Annotated in this window: 10 protein-coding genes; all 10 read right to left on the reverse strand. The window is 53.6% G+C overall.

Annotated elements, in window-relative coordinates; translation table 11 throughout:
- Window positions 1-301: 301 nt before the first annotated feature.
- Entirely contained in the window at window positions 302-646 is a 345-nt protein-coding gene (locus H9625_RS15785) for a DUF2149 domain-containing protein (RefSeq protein WP_022039822.1), read from the reverse strand.
- Window positions 643-1,236 carry a MotA/TolQ/ExbB proton channel family protein gene (locus H9625_RS15790; protein WP_022039821.1) on the reverse strand — a complete coding sequence of 198 codons (594 nt, stop codon included), beginning with the start codon at window positions 1,234-1,236 and terminating at the stop codon, window positions 643-645. The genes H9625_RS15785 and H9625_RS15790 overlap by 4 nt, the downstream gene beginning before the upstream one ends.
- A gap of 31 nt (window positions 1,237-1,267) precedes the next feature.
- The gene (locus H9625_RS15795; RefSeq protein WP_087247513.1) at window positions 1,268-1,978 is read right to left on the reverse strand and encodes a hypothetical protein; all 711 of its coding nucleotides are present in this window, start codon (window positions 1,976-1,978) and stop codon (window positions 1,268-1,270) included.
- 1 nt (window position 1,979) lies between these two features.
- Window positions 1,980-6,335 (reverse strand): cobaltochelatase subunit CobN, encoded by a 4,356-nt coding sequence (locus H9625_RS15800; protein ID WP_191765271.1) that lies wholly within the window; start codon window positions 6,333-6,335, stop codon window positions 1,980-1,982.
- Window positions 6,336-6,748: 413 nt separating this feature from the next.
- Window positions 6,749-8,902, reverse strand: coding sequence for a TonB-dependent receptor (locus H9625_RS15805; protein WP_191765273.1), 2,154 nt, complete (start codon window positions 8,900-8,902; stop codon window positions 6,749-6,751).
- A 32-nt stretch (window positions 8,903-8,934) separates the two neighbouring features.
- Entirely contained in the window at window positions 8,935-9,603 is a 669-nt protein-coding gene (locus H9625_RS15810; protein WP_087211955.1) for an HmuY family protein, read from the reverse strand.
- A 72-nt stretch (window positions 9,604-9,675) separates the two neighbouring features.
- Window positions 9,676-10,521 carry a calycin-like domain-containing protein gene (locus H9625_RS15815; RefSeq protein WP_191765275.1) on the reverse strand — a complete coding sequence of 282 codons (846 nt, stop codon included), beginning with the start codon at window positions 10,519-10,521 and terminating at the stop codon, window positions 9,676-9,678.
- A 230-nt stretch (window positions 10,522-10,751) separates the two neighbouring features.
- The gene (locus tag H9625_RS15820; protein ID WP_013617249.1) at window positions 10,752-11,969 is read right to left on the reverse strand and encodes an L-serine ammonia-lyase; all 1,218 of its coding nucleotides are present in this window, start codon (window positions 11,967-11,969) and stop codon (window positions 10,752-10,754) included.
- Between the two features lie 134 nt (window positions 11,970-12,103).
- The gene (locus H9625_RS15825) at window positions 12,104-14,599 is read right to left on the reverse strand and encodes an endonuclease MutS2 (RefSeq protein WP_191765277.1); all 2,496 of its coding nucleotides are present in this window, start codon (window positions 14,597-14,599) and stop codon (window positions 12,104-12,106) included.
- Between the two features lie 45 nt (window positions 14,600-14,644).
- A partial coding sequence (locus H9625_RS17815) for a hypothetical protein (RefSeq protein ID WP_225226473.1) occupies window positions 14,645-14,833 on the reverse strand: 189 nt, incomplete at its 5' end.

The raw sequence follows: 14,833 nt of genomic DNA on the forward strand, positions 1-14,833 counted from the left end.
AGCCCGCTATCTTCCTCATCACACAAGCGGAAATGCCTCAAAAACTCATCCCAAATCATCGCACGATAAATTCAAAAACAGTTTCTTAACAGCGTTGCCTTGTCTGGTGTAATCAAGGACATATTCCTAAAAATGAATATATACTGCATCCGCTGTTGAATATATACTGCATCCACGGTTGAATATATACTGCATCCACGGTTGAATATATACTGCATCTGCCGATGAAGTATATATCCGTAGGCAGATGCAGTACTACTGCGTTTTCAATTCAACCGAATAGGCTAATGGCGGACATTTGTCATTCCCCTTCGGGCACGTAGATGATTTCACCGTTTTCCAGTTCGTAGGCGATGCCCACTTTTTTGCCTCGCTTGCCGCTGGACGACTGGTCCTGACTGGGCGTGTAACGGTTGATTTGCTTGCCTTCCTTGGTGATGATTTCCATGTTGTCTTTGCCGGGATTCTTTACGATGGTGAAGTCTTTGTCGGTGAACACTTCGGTCATGTTCATGTGCATCACCATCGCTACCATCAGGGAGACTGCGAATACCATTGCTACGTCGAAGAGGTTGACCACTACACTCAACGGGTCGGTGTCTTCTTCTTTCTTGAAGAAGCTGACACGGCGGTTACGTCTACTCATACTTGCCCTCCTTTCTCAATCAACAGGCGCGACACATAGTCGAGGTTGTTGACGCACTTGGCATACCAGCGTTGCTTGAATTGCATCGAAACCAGCCCTACGGCACTGACTACCAAACCCACTACGGTGGTGGCAAACACCACTTGCATGTTGTATGCCATGCCGGCAATGTCGCCTGTTGAGAGTCCGACCAATGCAGGGCTCATGGCAATCAGGGTGCCAATCAGTCCCAATACGGGTCCTAACTTGGAGAGCATCTTGGAGAGTGCAACGTCTTTCTCGGCTTCCACCTCGAACTTGGAGAGGGTAAAGTCGGCATAGTCTTCGTTGACGGGACGGCTGAGCATGTCGCGCAGGTAGCAGACGTAGAGCGAATTGTCTTTGTCGGGCAATGCTTGCTTCAGGGCTTCTATGTTGCCTTCTTTGATAAGATGATCGAATGCTTGGTCGTTTTTACGTTTGGTGATGTACATGTTGTAGGTGCCTCCGATAAGGATAAGTGCACGCACGAAGAGGAAAAGCAGGATAATTACATCGGGTATCAACAGGCTGTTGGCTACCCAGAAAAGCATTTTAGAGATAAATTCCATTATTCTTGAATTAATAATTAATAGTGAATAGTTAATAACGTTTTTTCATTTTCCGTTCTTTCCATCGCTGGATAAGTGGATACTTGATTTGGCTCCATACATAACCTACGATGAATAGGATAACGAAGAGCGAAAGGGCGAGAATAACCGCGTTCCAGTTGACCGGTTCGTCTGCGGCGGCATAGACCGTCTTGCCGTTTACGGTGGTGAGCAGTCCGAGGATGCAGACGAAGAGGCTGATGAGGAAATGGATTTCCAGCCGCAGGTCTTTTTCCGGAACGAAGTATGTTACTGCCTTTGCCAATGCCGGAATGCCCATTAGCATCAAAGCCGCCACGATGTAAGCGGTTGTGCTGAATGCGGTTCCTACAAAGGTAAAAATGGCTTCGGTGAGGCAATAGAACACCACGGGGAACAAGAGCAGGCTGGGGTACCACCACAGCAGCTTTGCCCACCAGGGATTCTTCTTTCCGTAAAGCCCGCGCAGGTAGGTGACGCAGAACCCGAAGCAGAGGGCGGACTCAAGGGTGATGATGACCGCCATGTTCTGCAGGGCTTCGGTGTTCTGCAGGTAGTCGGCTATCTGTGTTTTCGATTGCAGGATGGCATATGGATATGCCAGCACGGTGAATGCCGCCACAATCAGGCTATAGATGCCTGCCTGCCACCACCGCCACAGACTGAGCTTGAAAGCGCAGTTTATGGCGATGAACAGCATCAGGATGAGAATGATTTGTTCCATTTTATTTATGGTTTTGTGAACGTTTTCTTTTCAGTATCATCAGCAGGATGATGAAGGCGGCAAGTACAACACTGATTACTACGGTGCTGCTCAGCTTGTTGGTTTCCTCTTCGGGCTGACTGGAAGCGTTTACGGTGCTCTTCTTGAGAGTCATGCCTTTCTGTACGGTTCCGTCGGCAAGGGCGGCTTCTTTCATCCCGTCTATGCGTTGTTTGTAACCGGCTGCTTGCGGGACACTGACGTTTGCGGCGATGAAGTCTTGCAGTTTGGCGTTGTTGTCGGCGAATCCTCCTCCCGAAGTGCCGTACTTGGCAACCAGTCCGGTGTGCAGTTCTGCCACGGCTTTCAACTGCTGGGGCGATGCTTTCCAGTATCCTTTGCGGGCGGTTTCCAGCATCACGGCGGTCATGTTTTGCAGGGCGGCAGGATTTTTATCTTCGAAATAGCCTTGTGTGCCGAGATGGTATTTATCCTTGACATACACGTCGTAGATGTCGTTCCAGAGTTGCTGGTCGATGGCCTGGGGCTTCATTACGTTCCAGCCGTAGGTGTTCTGCACGATTTCGGCGATGGAGCTTGCCGCTCCGGCATCGCCTTTCATCTTTTCGCGGATGTAGGCGGGATTGAGGATGGTGGTGCGGCTCTCTACTCCGATAGCTTCTTTCACTTCCTGCATCCGTACGTTGTTGCGGTTGCGGTAATCGCTCAGGTAGGCATCGGGGTCTTTTCCGGTGACGTTGCGCACCGCCAGGTTCATGCCTCCCATGAACTCGTACACGTGGTCGAGGCTCAGCGCACCCCATGTGTTGCTTTGGCGGGGCTGTACGACGGCATCGGTACGGGTCAAGGCGGCTTCGAACGCATATTGGCGGAAGGCTTCCCAGTTCTTTTCGCTTCCGTAATAAGCTCCCATATTGTGCAGGTAGGTGCCGGCTATCTCTTTTTCATTTTCCCACCGGTCTCCGGCTTCTACCATTCCTTGGATGCCGGTGCCGTATCCGCCGTTTACGCCTCCGAATACACGGTATGCCGACATTTCGCGGGCATCTTTCGGTGTAAGCCCTTTCTCTATCAGGGCACGTTCGGTTTCGACGATTCCTGCAGCTACCTGGTTTTCGTACATATCGTCTTTGGCTGCCGCAGCCATTTCTACGGCACGGTTAATCAAGAAGAGGCGGGATGCCGCTAAGTCGCGCAATTGTCCGCTGGTCTGCACTACCACATCGATGCGCGGACGGCCCAATTCTTTCGACGGAATCAGCCGGATGTCGTTTACACGCCCGAAAGCATCGCGGATGGGTTCTACGCCCAGCATGTACAGGATTTGTGCCACGGTGGCTCCTTCGGTCTCAATGAATTCGCTGCTCCATAACGTATAGCTCACCTTGCGCGGGATGGAGTCGTGGTGGCGGCTCTTGTACATTTCGATGGTGTTGTTCGCCAGGCGGATACCTTTTTCCCATGCAGCTTCAGACGGAGTGGCTTCGGCATTGATGGCATAGAGGTTACGTCCGGTGGGCAAGGTGTTGGGATTGGCTATCGGGTCGCCTCCGGGCGAAGGCTGCGTATAGCCTCCGGCAAGGGCGTTCATCATGCTTTCCAGTTCCTTGGCAGGGCTTTCCAGCAGGGCGGTGCGATAGCGGTTCACGTTCTTGACGGCACGTTCCACTTCCATGATTGCCGTGGCGCGGGCGATTTGTTCCTTGGTGTATTCTTTGCGCTGCATCATCTGCTTCATCATTGCCGCCATGCCTCCTCCGGCAGGTTGGGCGGAAGTGGCGTGACGCTTCATCGCTTCTTCCATTTTGTGGAGCGAGGCGGAGTCGGCACCCATTTTCTTTGCCATTGCCAGTGCCTTGTCGGGATCCATGCCTTGTCCGGCTTTTTTCATTTGCTCGTGCATCTTTGCGCTGATGCCCGACGGATGTCGGACAGGCATTGAGGCGGGTTTTTCCTGCATCTCTTCGGCTGCTTGCATCATCATCGACAGCATGCCTTCGGGACGCTGGCGCGAGGCTTCTATCTCGCGTGCTTCGTCCAGCTGGGCTTGCGTGATGCCGGTGGTGCGGCATACCAGTTCGTCGGTGGCAAGCGAGGGATTGGCAAGCAGGCGGGCAACCAGCGTGCGTGCCGGAGTGAGGTACAGGCGAGTGAACCGGCTGCGGTGCTTCTCGGTCTGCGGACCGGTTTTCCCGTTCAGCTTGTCCAGTGCCAGCAGGCTATAGGCTATGGGTTCGGTAGCCATGGCGTATACACTCGATTCGATACGTGCCTGTTCGTAGGGCACGCCCATCGTGTATAGCTGCCCTGTTATCTTTTCGTTGGCAAGCTCTTCGGCGAAATTTTCGACACGTGCCACTTCGTCTTCGGTGTAAGGACGGGTCAGCAGGCTGTCCAATCCCAGGTCGCGGTGGATGCCCAGCTTGACGGTCAGGGCTTTCACCTTCAGCGATGCCCGGTCGAGGGCGGAACGGTCGGGAACGTTTTCTTCCAGCAGGTTGTTGTAGTTCTTTATGGCTTCACTCAGTTCGCGGTAGGTGCCGCGCACGTTGCTTTCCATAAATGGAGGCGTGAGGTACGATTGCAGCCCGGCATACGAGCGGCGTTTGGCGATGACCCCTTCGCCCACATTGCCGATGGTATAGATGTAGAAATGGGGCAGGGCGCCTACGAGGCGGTCGGGCCAGTCTTTGCTGCTCAGCGCCACCTGCTTGCGCGGAGTGAATTCCAGGCTTCCGTGGGTGCCGAAGTGAATCAGCGCATCTGCCTTGAATCCGTATTGCACCCATAAGTAGGGGGCGATGTAGCTATGAGGAGGTGCGGCATCGGTGCCGTGCACTATCTGGAACGAGTTGCTGCCCGCTCCTGCCGCCGGTTGGGGAAGCAGAACGACATTGCCGAACTGCAGGCGGGCGATACCCAGCTTGCCGTCCGCCGTTGCCATGTATTCGCCCGGAAACTCTCCGTTCGCCTCTGTCACTTGGGCATACTGTTCGGGGCGGATGCTTTGCTTCACCCAGTTTTCGTATTCGTCTTTCGTAATCAGTTGCGGATGTCCTTCGCGCATAAACCGGTCGGAAGCTCCTTCGGCGTAGGTGCTGAACACGGTGCCGCGCTCTTGGATGAGCCGTCCGAGGGCTTCGCTGCTCTCCGGCATCCCGTCTACCCGGTATCCTTCCTGGCGCAGGCGCACCAATAGGTTGTAGAGCGAAGGCACTACCTCCATGCCCGAAGCGGTCAGGGCGTTCTGTCCCGGTCCTTTATAATAGACGATGGCAATACGCTTTTCGGCGTTGGGCTTGCGTTGCAGGGCGATGTAATTGTTCACGGTCTGCACAAAGGTCTCCAGCCGTTCGGGGATGGCGGACGCATGTTGCAGCCCCTCCTTGTCGGCATAGTGGCCGAAGAGCGCAAAGGGGCGGATGGCTCCGTCAATCTCAGGTGTCACCACGCTTTGCGAGAGGAATCCGCCGTTCATCCCCATCGGGTCGTTTTCCCAGTCTTCCACCAGCGTGTTTACGTTCAGCGGGGCGAAGAGGGGGATGTTCTGCCGGGTCAGGTAATCGGTGATGTAGTCGCCCATGCGCCCGTGTGCCATGTTGATGACGGCAGAGGGACGCACCGAGTCTATCTGGTGGCGGGTGATGAAGCTCTTCATGCGGCGCACGGGATAGACCACGTTGCCCGTCTCTTCCAGCCGGCGGATGAGGTCGGTGGGTTCGCCCATCTGTCCGGTGATGATGATGCGTGGCGCATCGTCTTTCCACAGGTCGTGCTCTTTCAGAAATTGGTTGTATCCGGCTACGGTGTTGAAGCCTTTTGCCTCGTCATCGGGGTGGGAGGGGTCGATGTGGTACAGCATTTCGTTTGCCGCTTCCTGCACAGGTTCCGGTTCACGGGTGGAAATCAGCTTGCCGTCCACCGTGCCGCGCACATACTCCAGCATGCTGCGGTAGTTGCGCCTTCCGCCGCCAGCCAGGTAGGCACGCAGGGGAGCGGCGGTGGCGGAGTCGAGCGAGCAGATGTCGTTAGCAGGGTTGGTGACCGCTGTCGAGAGGACGGGAAGCCCTCTGTCAGCGGCTTTTTGGATAAGGGCGCGCTGCTCTTCGGTGATGCGGATGCCCATCGCGTTGATGAAAACCATGTCGCAACCGTCCAGCTTGTCCAGTTCGTCGGTGCCGATTTCGGCGAGGCGGATGAACGGGTTGTCATTGGCTTTCGAAATTTCGCCCAGGGTAATGGCCTGGTAGTTGATGAAGCCTATCTTCGTGGTGCTGAACCAGCTGTTCCATACGGCGAACAGCAGGAGGGCGGCTACGAGGAGGCTACCCAACACAATCATTCTTTTCTTTTTCATTGCTCATTTGTTTTTAAGTAGATGTTGAAACTATAATTTGTCTGTTCAGAAACGCAGATTAACACAGATTTTCGCAGATTCTCATTTTGATTATCTGTTTTAATCTGCGTTAATCCGCGAAGATCTGTGTTTTTACTTTGTGGCGAGAGGTTTTATCCTGTCTGTCTCCGCCCTTCGGAGAGGTGGAAAATGTGCGGCGAGGGGTCGCCGCAGACCTTCGGACACCCGGAAAATGGATTTTAGCCCCTCGCCGCAGACCTTCGGACACTTGCAAAATGTGTTTTAGACCTCAGTTTCGGATTTTGCACGTCTGCAAAATGGATTTTAGACCTCTAAAACTGATTTTGCAAGTGTTGCAAGGTCGATTTCAGACCTCTAAATTGCATTTTGCACGTGTTCCGATGCCTTTTCCGTCAGAACAGCTGGTTCACGTCGAGCGAAAGCCCCACGGAAACGGTGGTGCCGGTGGTGGTGGGCGTGCTGTTGTAATAGTGGTCTGGGCGGTAATTGAACAGGTTGTCCACCACTACGTTCACGCGGATGCCCCGGTACACGCGCTGCGCAAGGTTCAGCTTCCACAGGGTGTATGCCGGATAGGTGGTCGAGGTGGTGCCTGCGTCGGGGTCGGTATAGCTCACGTATTCGTCCGTGGTGACGCGCGAGAGGACGCGGCCGGTCAACGTCACGTCGAAACCGTAGTTTTTCCACTGCTTGCCGTAGTCCAGCTTGGCGGTGGCGGAATGGGGACGGGTGGACGAGAAGTAAGGCTCGCCATCGGGGATGTGTACGTGGGTGTAGGCATACGAGAGGCGCACGCCCAAGCCGCAGGGATACTTGGCGGCTACGTCGGCGTTTAGCCCGGCGATGTTCATCTGGGCGATGTTGGAGTAGACCATTCCGTTGCGGCTCTGGTCCCACACGGTGGTGATGCGGTTGTCCACCAGGTTGAAATATCCGGTCAGGGTGACGTTGTAGCGGCTTTTCAGGTATTCGGCGGAGAGCGAGAAGTTCTGGCTGCTTTCGGGTTTCAGGTTCTCGTTGCCGTATATCATGAAGACGTTCGCCATGTTGAAGTCCATGTACATTTCCTTCAGCGTGGGGGCGCGGAATCCGCCGGCGTAGGAGGCGCGGAGCGAGCAGTTGCGCCATTTGTACATGATGCCGAGTTTCGACGAGGTGTTCTTCACGTCGGCTTCGGAATAATAGTCGAAGCGGATAGACGACATCACGTTGAGGTTGTGGATGGGGTTCAGGTCGAACTGGGCGAAGGCGTCGGCGGTGTATTGTTCGTGGTCGCCGTTGTCGGTGAACTGGTAGCTCATCAGGTAGTCGCGCATGAAGTCGCCTCCCACGGTAAGGGTGTTCTTGTCGTTCATCGCATAGTTGTAGAGGGCGCGCACGGTGTGCTGCACGTTGGTATAGTCGCGCAGGTCATAGTCTTGCGCAGGGTCGTAGTCGCTCTTGTCGTACTGGTCGAAGCTGTACGACAGTTCCAGGTCGCTCCGCTTGTTGAAGGTATAGTTGCCCCGGAGCCCTCCCGAAAAGTCGCGGTAGCGGTCCTTGCTCGATGTGCTCTTGTCACGTTCGCGGAAGAAGTATCCTAGCCGTCCGGTCAGCTTCAGCCGGTCGGTAGGGGTATAGACGAGGCGTTCCTTGAAGTTCCACGTGCGGTTGCCGTACACGCGGCTGAAGTCGTTCTCCTCGCCGTCCTCGCCCACGGTGCCTACTTCGATGGGGTCGGTGGAGGTGTGCTGCACGTTGAGGCTGTTCTGGAAGTCGCCTGCGCGGAAGGTGAAGGTGCCTCCGTAACGCTGGTCGTTGTGCGCGCCGTACTTTCCGTTCAGGTTCAGTGTCCACGGCTCGGTAGCTTCCTTGGTGATGAGGTTGACCACTCCGCCCACGGCGTTCGAGCCATAGAGCGACGATGCCGCCCCTTTTACGATTTCGATGCGTTCCACGTTGTCCAGGTTCAGGCGGCTGTAGTCGATGTTGTCCAGCGTTTCGCCCGCCAGCCTTTCGCCGTCGACAAGGAAGAGGACGGCGTTTCCTCCGAAACCCTGCATGTTGAGCGAGGTCTGCTGGTCCATGGAGTAGGAGAACTCGATGCCTGGCAGCTCTGCCTGCAGCAGGTCGCCGATGTGTGTGGCGTCTACCTTGCGGATGTCGTCGGCGGTGATGACGCGTGTCACGATAGGCACGTCTTTCAGCAGCTTGGGCGTGCGTGTACCCGTTACCACTACAGTTTCCATACCTATGGCATCTTCTTCCAAAGCGAAGTCCAGCCGGTCTTGTCCCGGTTGGAGTGCATGGCTTTGCGTCACGTATCCGATGAACGATGCCTGCAGGGTGTATGCTTTCCCGTCGGGGAGGCGCAGGCGGTAGTTCCCTTCGGCATCGGTGGTCATTCCGATGGCTCTGTTCTCTTTCACGAACACCGTTGCTCCGGCAAGCGGCCCGTTGTCCGCATCGAGCACTTTCCCCGAAACGTAGCGTTGTGCGGCGGCGCTTGCCGCGATGAGGAGGCAGCCCGCCAGCACGATAAGATTTTTCAGTATAGGTTGTTGCATATTCTTTTGTTTTTTATTAAATGGGCTGGGGGCTACAGCGGATAAGCATATTCGATAGTGAGGTGTCCCGAAGTATTCTGCTCGTTGCGGAATGCCGTGAGGCGCAGGGCGGCATAAGTGCCGTCGGCCATGCGCAGGATGTACACCTTATTAGATAAGGTATAAATAGGTGGCATCGTGCTGGTGTCCACGTCCAGCCATTTGGCAAGCTCGGCGTTGTAGCTGGAGGTGGCATACAGGATGTTGCCCTCCATCATACCCGACATATCGATGGTGATTTGGGTCTCGGTGTCGCTCACGTAGTTTCCCGTGGGGATGCTGCTCATCAGTAGTACGGCATCCAGGCTGGTCGCCTCGGTCTCCAATACAGCACCGCCGTTGGTCTTTACATCGTAGCGGTGGATAGCGAAGTCCCACTCAGCAGGCAGTGAGGCGTTTTCTCCCATTGGTACCTCCGTGCCGTCCGTTCCGGTGATGCGGGTGGAGTCTATTTCTTCGGTATGCAGGTTGATGTAAGTCCACTGGGCATAATCGGTAGCATCAATGAAGAGTGTTCCCGTTCCGTCGCCGTTCGGGTTGAATCCGTAGCCGGTAGTGGTGCGGGGCTGGTCGTAGATGCCGTCCAGTATGCCGTCGCACGCCGGGAACAACAGCATTGTTGCCCCCAGCGCGAACAATTGATAAAGACGAAACAATTTCATGTACTATTTACTATTTGATTATTTACGATTTGCCTTAAATCGTACCTCGTAAATCGGAAAATCGTACATACATCAGTTGGCGGCAGGCATATCGCCCAGGGTGAAGGTGATGGTAAGCCCGCCCATCACGCCGGGTACGGTGAAGGTGAAACTAACGTTTTCCTTGCTTTTATCGATGCTTCCGCTCAGCGTGCAGGGATATTCGCTCACGTTGCCGTTCATTCCCATTTGGGTGGTACCTTCGCCGCTCAACGTATAGGTTCCGTTGGCTTCGGTTGCGCTTACATTTGTGAATGAAAACTCGCCCCACGTATCCGATGTGTATGCCAAGGTGAAGGTACCGTCGTTATTGGCAGAGAGCGTGATGGTTTGGTTTTCGGCCGTCATGCTTTCAAAATAAGCGCAGCTGGCATTGGTCCATCCTTCGTAGGAGCCGGCAAGAAGTTTCTCTGCCGGAATGTCGCCCAAGGTGAAGGTGATAGTCATCCCACCCATTACTGACGGTACGGTGAAAGTGAACGTGCCTTTGGTCCGTCCTTCGTCCAGTGTGCCTTGCAGGGTGCATTCGTATTCGTTTTTCGTGTCTCCCATTCCCATTAAGGTCGACCCGCTTCCGCTTACGCTGTACGTGCTACCCGAATGCGTCACTTCGGCTCCACTTACGGTGAACTCACCAAAGCTGGCAGAAGTATAAGTAAGGGTGGCTGTGCCGTTTTCCCCGTCGTTGGTTATTGTCAGCGATTCACCTGCCGATACCAGCGGCGTATCGGTATATTGGAATGAGGCTTCGGAATAGCCTGCATATGTGCCGGCGATGTCTGCTGCCGGATTCTCGTTGATACTGTTGTTTTCATCGTCGCTGCATGCAGCCGCAAATAATGCAAGGGCCGCACATGCTAATAGATTCTTTAGTTTCATGTTGCTATTTTGATTAGGTTTTGGTTTTACGATGCAAAGGTAGAGTGGTTTCAGAGGGTGGTCAATACCTAAAATTCATGAAAAAAGACGGTGGTCTTGAGTCTGAAAGGAAGTGAGAAAATCAGTATTTTTAGGTATTTATATAAAAAAGAAACGTCGGAAACTCCGTGTTTCCGACGTTTGGGGTAGTAACTTTTTGTTAGAACAAGATGATGAGCCTTTGGTAATTGTCAATTGTCAATTGCCATCGGGTGATAGTCTTTGGCAAGCCCACCCTCGCTGGTTTCTTTGTAGAGTGAGGGTAGGTCGTGTCCGGTTTCTTTCATTACTTCTACCACACGGTCGAACGACACGCGATGGTGTCCGTCGGTGAACGCAGAGTAGGTATTGGCGTCAAGGGCACGGGCAGCGGCGTAGGCGTTTCGTTCGATGCAGGGAATTTGCACTAGTCCGCACACAGGGTCGCACGTCATGCCCAAGTGGTGTTCCAGCCCCATCTCGGCAGCATATTCTATCTGTGCGGGACTTCCACCGAAGAGTTGGCTTGCCGCTGCAGCCGCCATCGAGCATGCCACGCCTACTTCTGCCTGGCATCCGGCTTCGGCTCCCGATATCGAGGCGTTGTGTTTGACGATATTTCCTACCAGTCCTGCGGTGGCAAGGGCACGCAGGATGCGGGCATCGCTGAACTCCCGGGTTTTCTGTAAATGATAGAGCACGGCAGGCACCACGCCACAGGCTCCACACGTGGGGGCAGTTACGATTTTTCCGCCTGAAGCGTTTTCCTCGCTTACGGCAAGGGCGTACGCAAACACCAGTCCGCGTGAGCGGAGCGAGTCTTTGAATCCCTTTGCCTTGATGTAGTATGCCGATGCTTTCCGGCGCAGGTTGAGCGGTCCAGGCAATACGCCTTCAGCATCCAATCCACGCAGGATGGCTGCCTTCATTGTTTCCCATACTTCGGCGAGGTAGTCCCATATCTCTTTACCTTCGCATTGTTCTACATATTCCCAGTAGCTGCGTCCGGTGTGTTCGCACCAGTAGAGTATCCGGCTCATCGTGTTCATTTCATAGATGTCAGGAGTGCTACCTTGCGGATGCCCTTCTTCAGCAAGTGCCCCTCCCCCGATGCTGAACACGGTCCACTCATCGGTTTTCTTTCCGTTTCCATCGAAAGCCTTGAAAGTCATTCCATTGGGGTGGAAGGGAAAGAACACATGCGGTTTCCATACGATTTCGACCGGTGCGTGTGGTTGGAGTACGTCTAAGATGGCCACATCGGTCATGTGTCCCTTGCCTGTAGCGGCAAGGCTTCCGTAAAGCGTCACTTCGAAAGATTTTGCTTCGGGATGGCGGGCAAGGAATTGTTCGGCAGCCTTCCGCGGTCCCATGGTGTGGCTGCTAGAGGGTCCTGTGCCTATCCGGTATAATTCTCTGATTGATTTCATCTTTTTAAGTATGTATGTGAAATGGTTAATCTTTTACCACAGATGACACAGAGTATCACAGAGGAGATAAAAATAAAAAACGCTGTGTCCCTCTGTGTTCTCTGTGGTGAATGGTTCATTATATATAATGTAAGTCATTTCAAATCTACCACCGTGATTCCCGCCCCGCCGAACTGTACGTGCTCGTCTTGGAAATGCGCTACGCCGGGTACGGTGGCAAGGTATTGGCGTATCAGTGTGCGCAGGATGCCCGAGCCTGTTCCATGCAGGATGCGGACACGGCTTACGCCTACTTGAATGGCATCATCGATGAAATAGGTGACCGCCTGTATGGCTTCATCGCCGCGCATGCCCCGTACGTCGATGTCTTGCTTGAAGTTCAGTTTCTTCTGGTACATCTGTTCTTGCGTCTCGCTGCTTACGAAGGTGGCTTTTGCCATCACGTTCGAAGTCTTGGGTGGGTCGGCGTGTTCCAGCCGTTCGGTCTTGACATTGGTTTTCATCAGTCCGAACATCACCACGGCGTTCTGTCCGTTCAGTTCCAACACCTGTCCTACACTTGTCTGACCTTTGATGCGCACATAGTCTCCCGTGCAGATGGGCTTTGCTTTCGGCTGCATGGGGGCAGTTTCGGCTTTTTTGTTCTTCCGCTCTTCTTTGCGTTTCTGCTTTTCGCGCAGGCGTTCCATTTTGCGGGCTATTTGTTCTTCGAGGGCTGCGGTGTCAATGGTCTCCACTTCTTGCTTGAAGTCGGCAAGTTCCTGGCGTGCCGTGCGTGTGCGTTCTTTTTCCGCCTGTGCCTCCTTGATGGTGCGGATAGTGTTCTCTATCTTGGCGTTCGATTCCTGGAGCAGGTGTTCGGCATCCTCCTTGGCTTTTTGCAGGATTTCCTTCCGCTTGCGCTCCAGTTCTTCTATCTCTTGCTGGTAGCGGGCAATGGTGTCTTCCATCTGCTTTTCTTTCTTGCGGATGTTTTGCCGCTTGGTTTCCCAGTAGCGTTTGTCGCGCACGATGTCTTGCAGGTATTTGTCGCTTTGAATGTATTCGCTGCCCACAATTTCCGAGGCATCGGCTATCACCTCTTCGGGCAATCCGATTTTACGGGCTATCTCTACGGCGAACGAGCTTCCGGGATTTCCTATCTGCAACTGGAAGAGTGCGTGCATCTCGTGGCGGTCGTAGAGCATGGCTCCATTGATTACGCCTTCGTGGTCTTCGGCAAAGTGCTTCAGGTTCTGGTAATGGGTGGTGATGACCCCGAATGTCTGTTTCTGGTTAAACCGTTTCAGTACCGCTTCGGCAATGGCGCCTCCGATTTGCGGCTCCGTACCTCCGCCGAACTCGTCTATCAGGATAAGGCTCTTGCCGTTGCAATATTTCATCATATTCTTCATATTGGTAAGGTGTGAAGAATAGGTGCTCAGGTCGTCTTCGATGCTTTGTTCGTCGCCGATGTCGATAAAGATGTTTTCGAAGATACCCGCATGGCTCCGTTCGTTCAGCGGTATCAACAAGCCACATTGGAGCATGTATTGCAGCAGTCCTACGGTTTTCAGACATACCGATTTGCCTCCGGCATTGGGTCCCGATATCAGCAGGATGCGTTGGCGGCTGGTCAGTTCGATGTCCAGCGGCACTACCTTCTTATTGTGTTTCGCCAGCGATTTCTGGAGCAATGGGTGTACGGCTTCTATCCAGTCGATGATTTGTTGTTCTTCGAAGGCGGGCTTTACTGCTTTGATATCCATACAGAAAAGGGCTTTGGCACGGATAAAGTCGATAAGTGCCAGGAATTCGTATGATTGCAGGATGGCGGGTACTTGCGGGCGGATGGTTGCCGAAAATTCGGTCAGTATGCGGATAATTTCCCGTCGCTCTTCACCTTCCAGTTCCCGGATGCGGTTATTGGCTTCTACCACTTCTGCCGGTTCAATGAAAACGGTCTTGCCTGTAGCCGATTCATCGTGTACGATGCCTCGTATCTTGCGCTTCATGCCCGGAGCCACAGGAATGACCAACCGTCCGTCGCGCATAGTCGGCGTCACGTCTTTTTCCACGAAACCTTCTGCCTGTGCACTGCGCAAGATGCTGTTCAGGCTGCGCGAGATGCTGCCTGTCGTGTCAGCCAGTTCGCGCCGGATACGCAATAGCTCGGCAGAGGCATTGTCTTTTATCTTGCCGAACTTGTCAAGAATGTTGTTGATGCGTGCTATGAGCTGTGGAAATACCAGAATATCGGCAGCCAGGGCGTGTAGGGCAGGGTAGGGTGAGTGTGAATCTTCGTCTTCCTCGTCCTCTTTTTGCAGAAAACCCACGATGTCGCGTATCGTTTCCAGCGAGCGACGCAGGTCGAACAGTTCCTGTTCGTCCAAATACAGTCCTTCCACCCGGATGCGTTTCAACGAAGGGCGCACATCGAAAAAGTATTGGCTGGGAAATTCGTCTTCCTCTTCCAGGATGCGGACGAATTCCACTACTTCCTCCAGCCGGCAGTTGATTTCTTCGTAGTCGCTGGAGAAAGCCATTCCGTCTGTTTTTTCTTCGCCCAATGTGCTCAGGCACTTGGCTTTTATAAGGTTCCTGATTTGGTCGAACCCTATTTTCTGTTCAAAGTTTTGTGGATATATCATGCTTTGTTAATGTCTGTTCTAACAATTTGGTTATCGTCGGCAAAGTTACGACAATGCGAAAAAACAATCAAAAAAAGTGATGAAATATTTGCCAAATTGAAAATAATCCGTACCTTTGCAGCGCTTTTGAAAGGAAGCACATCGCGAAAAGCGTTTTGGAGAGGTGGCAGAGTGGTCGATTGCGGCGGTCTTGAAAACCGTTGTACCGCGAGGTACCCGGGGTTCGAATCCCTG

This window comes from Phocaeicola intestinalis (assembly GCF_014837065.1).
Lineage (GTDB): Bacteria > Bacteroidota > Bacteroidia > Bacteroidales > Bacteroidaceae > Phocaeicola > Phocaeicola intestinalis.

Coding starts and splice junctions, on each gene's coding strand:
- H9625_RS15785 (WP_022039822.1), bottom strand. CDS start 646: ATGAGTAGACGTAACCGCCGTGTCAGCTTCTTCAAGAAAGAAGAAGAC.
- H9625_RS15790 (WP_022039821.1), bottom strand. CDS start 1,236: ATGGAATTTATCTCTAAAATGCTTTTCTGGGTAGCCAACAGCCTGTTG.
- H9625_RS15795 (WP_087247513.1), bottom strand. CDS start 1,978: ATGGAACAAATCATTCTCATCCTGATGCTGTTCATCGCCATAAACTGC.
- H9625_RS15800 (WP_191765271.1), bottom strand. CDS start 6,335: ATGAAAAAGAAAAGAATGATTGTGTTGGGTAGCCTCCTCGTAGCCGCC.
- H9625_RS15805 (WP_191765273.1), bottom strand. CDS start 8,902: ATGCAACAACCTATACTGAAAAATCTTATCGTGCTGGCGGGCTGCCTC.
- H9625_RS15810 (WP_087211955.1), bottom strand. CDS start 9,603: ATGAAATTGTTTCGTCTTTATCAATTGTTCGCGCTGGGGGCAACAATG.
- H9625_RS15815 (WP_191765275.1), bottom strand. CDS start 10,521: ATGAAACTAAAGAATCTATTAGCATGTGCGGCCCTTGCATTATTTGCG.
- H9625_RS15820 (WP_013617249.1), bottom strand. CDS start 11,969: ATGAAATCAATCAGAGAATTATACCGGATAGGCACAGGACCCTCTAGC.
- H9625_RS15825 (WP_191765277.1), bottom strand. CDS start 14,599: ATGATATATCCACAAAACTTTGAACAGAAAATAGGGTTCGACCAAATC.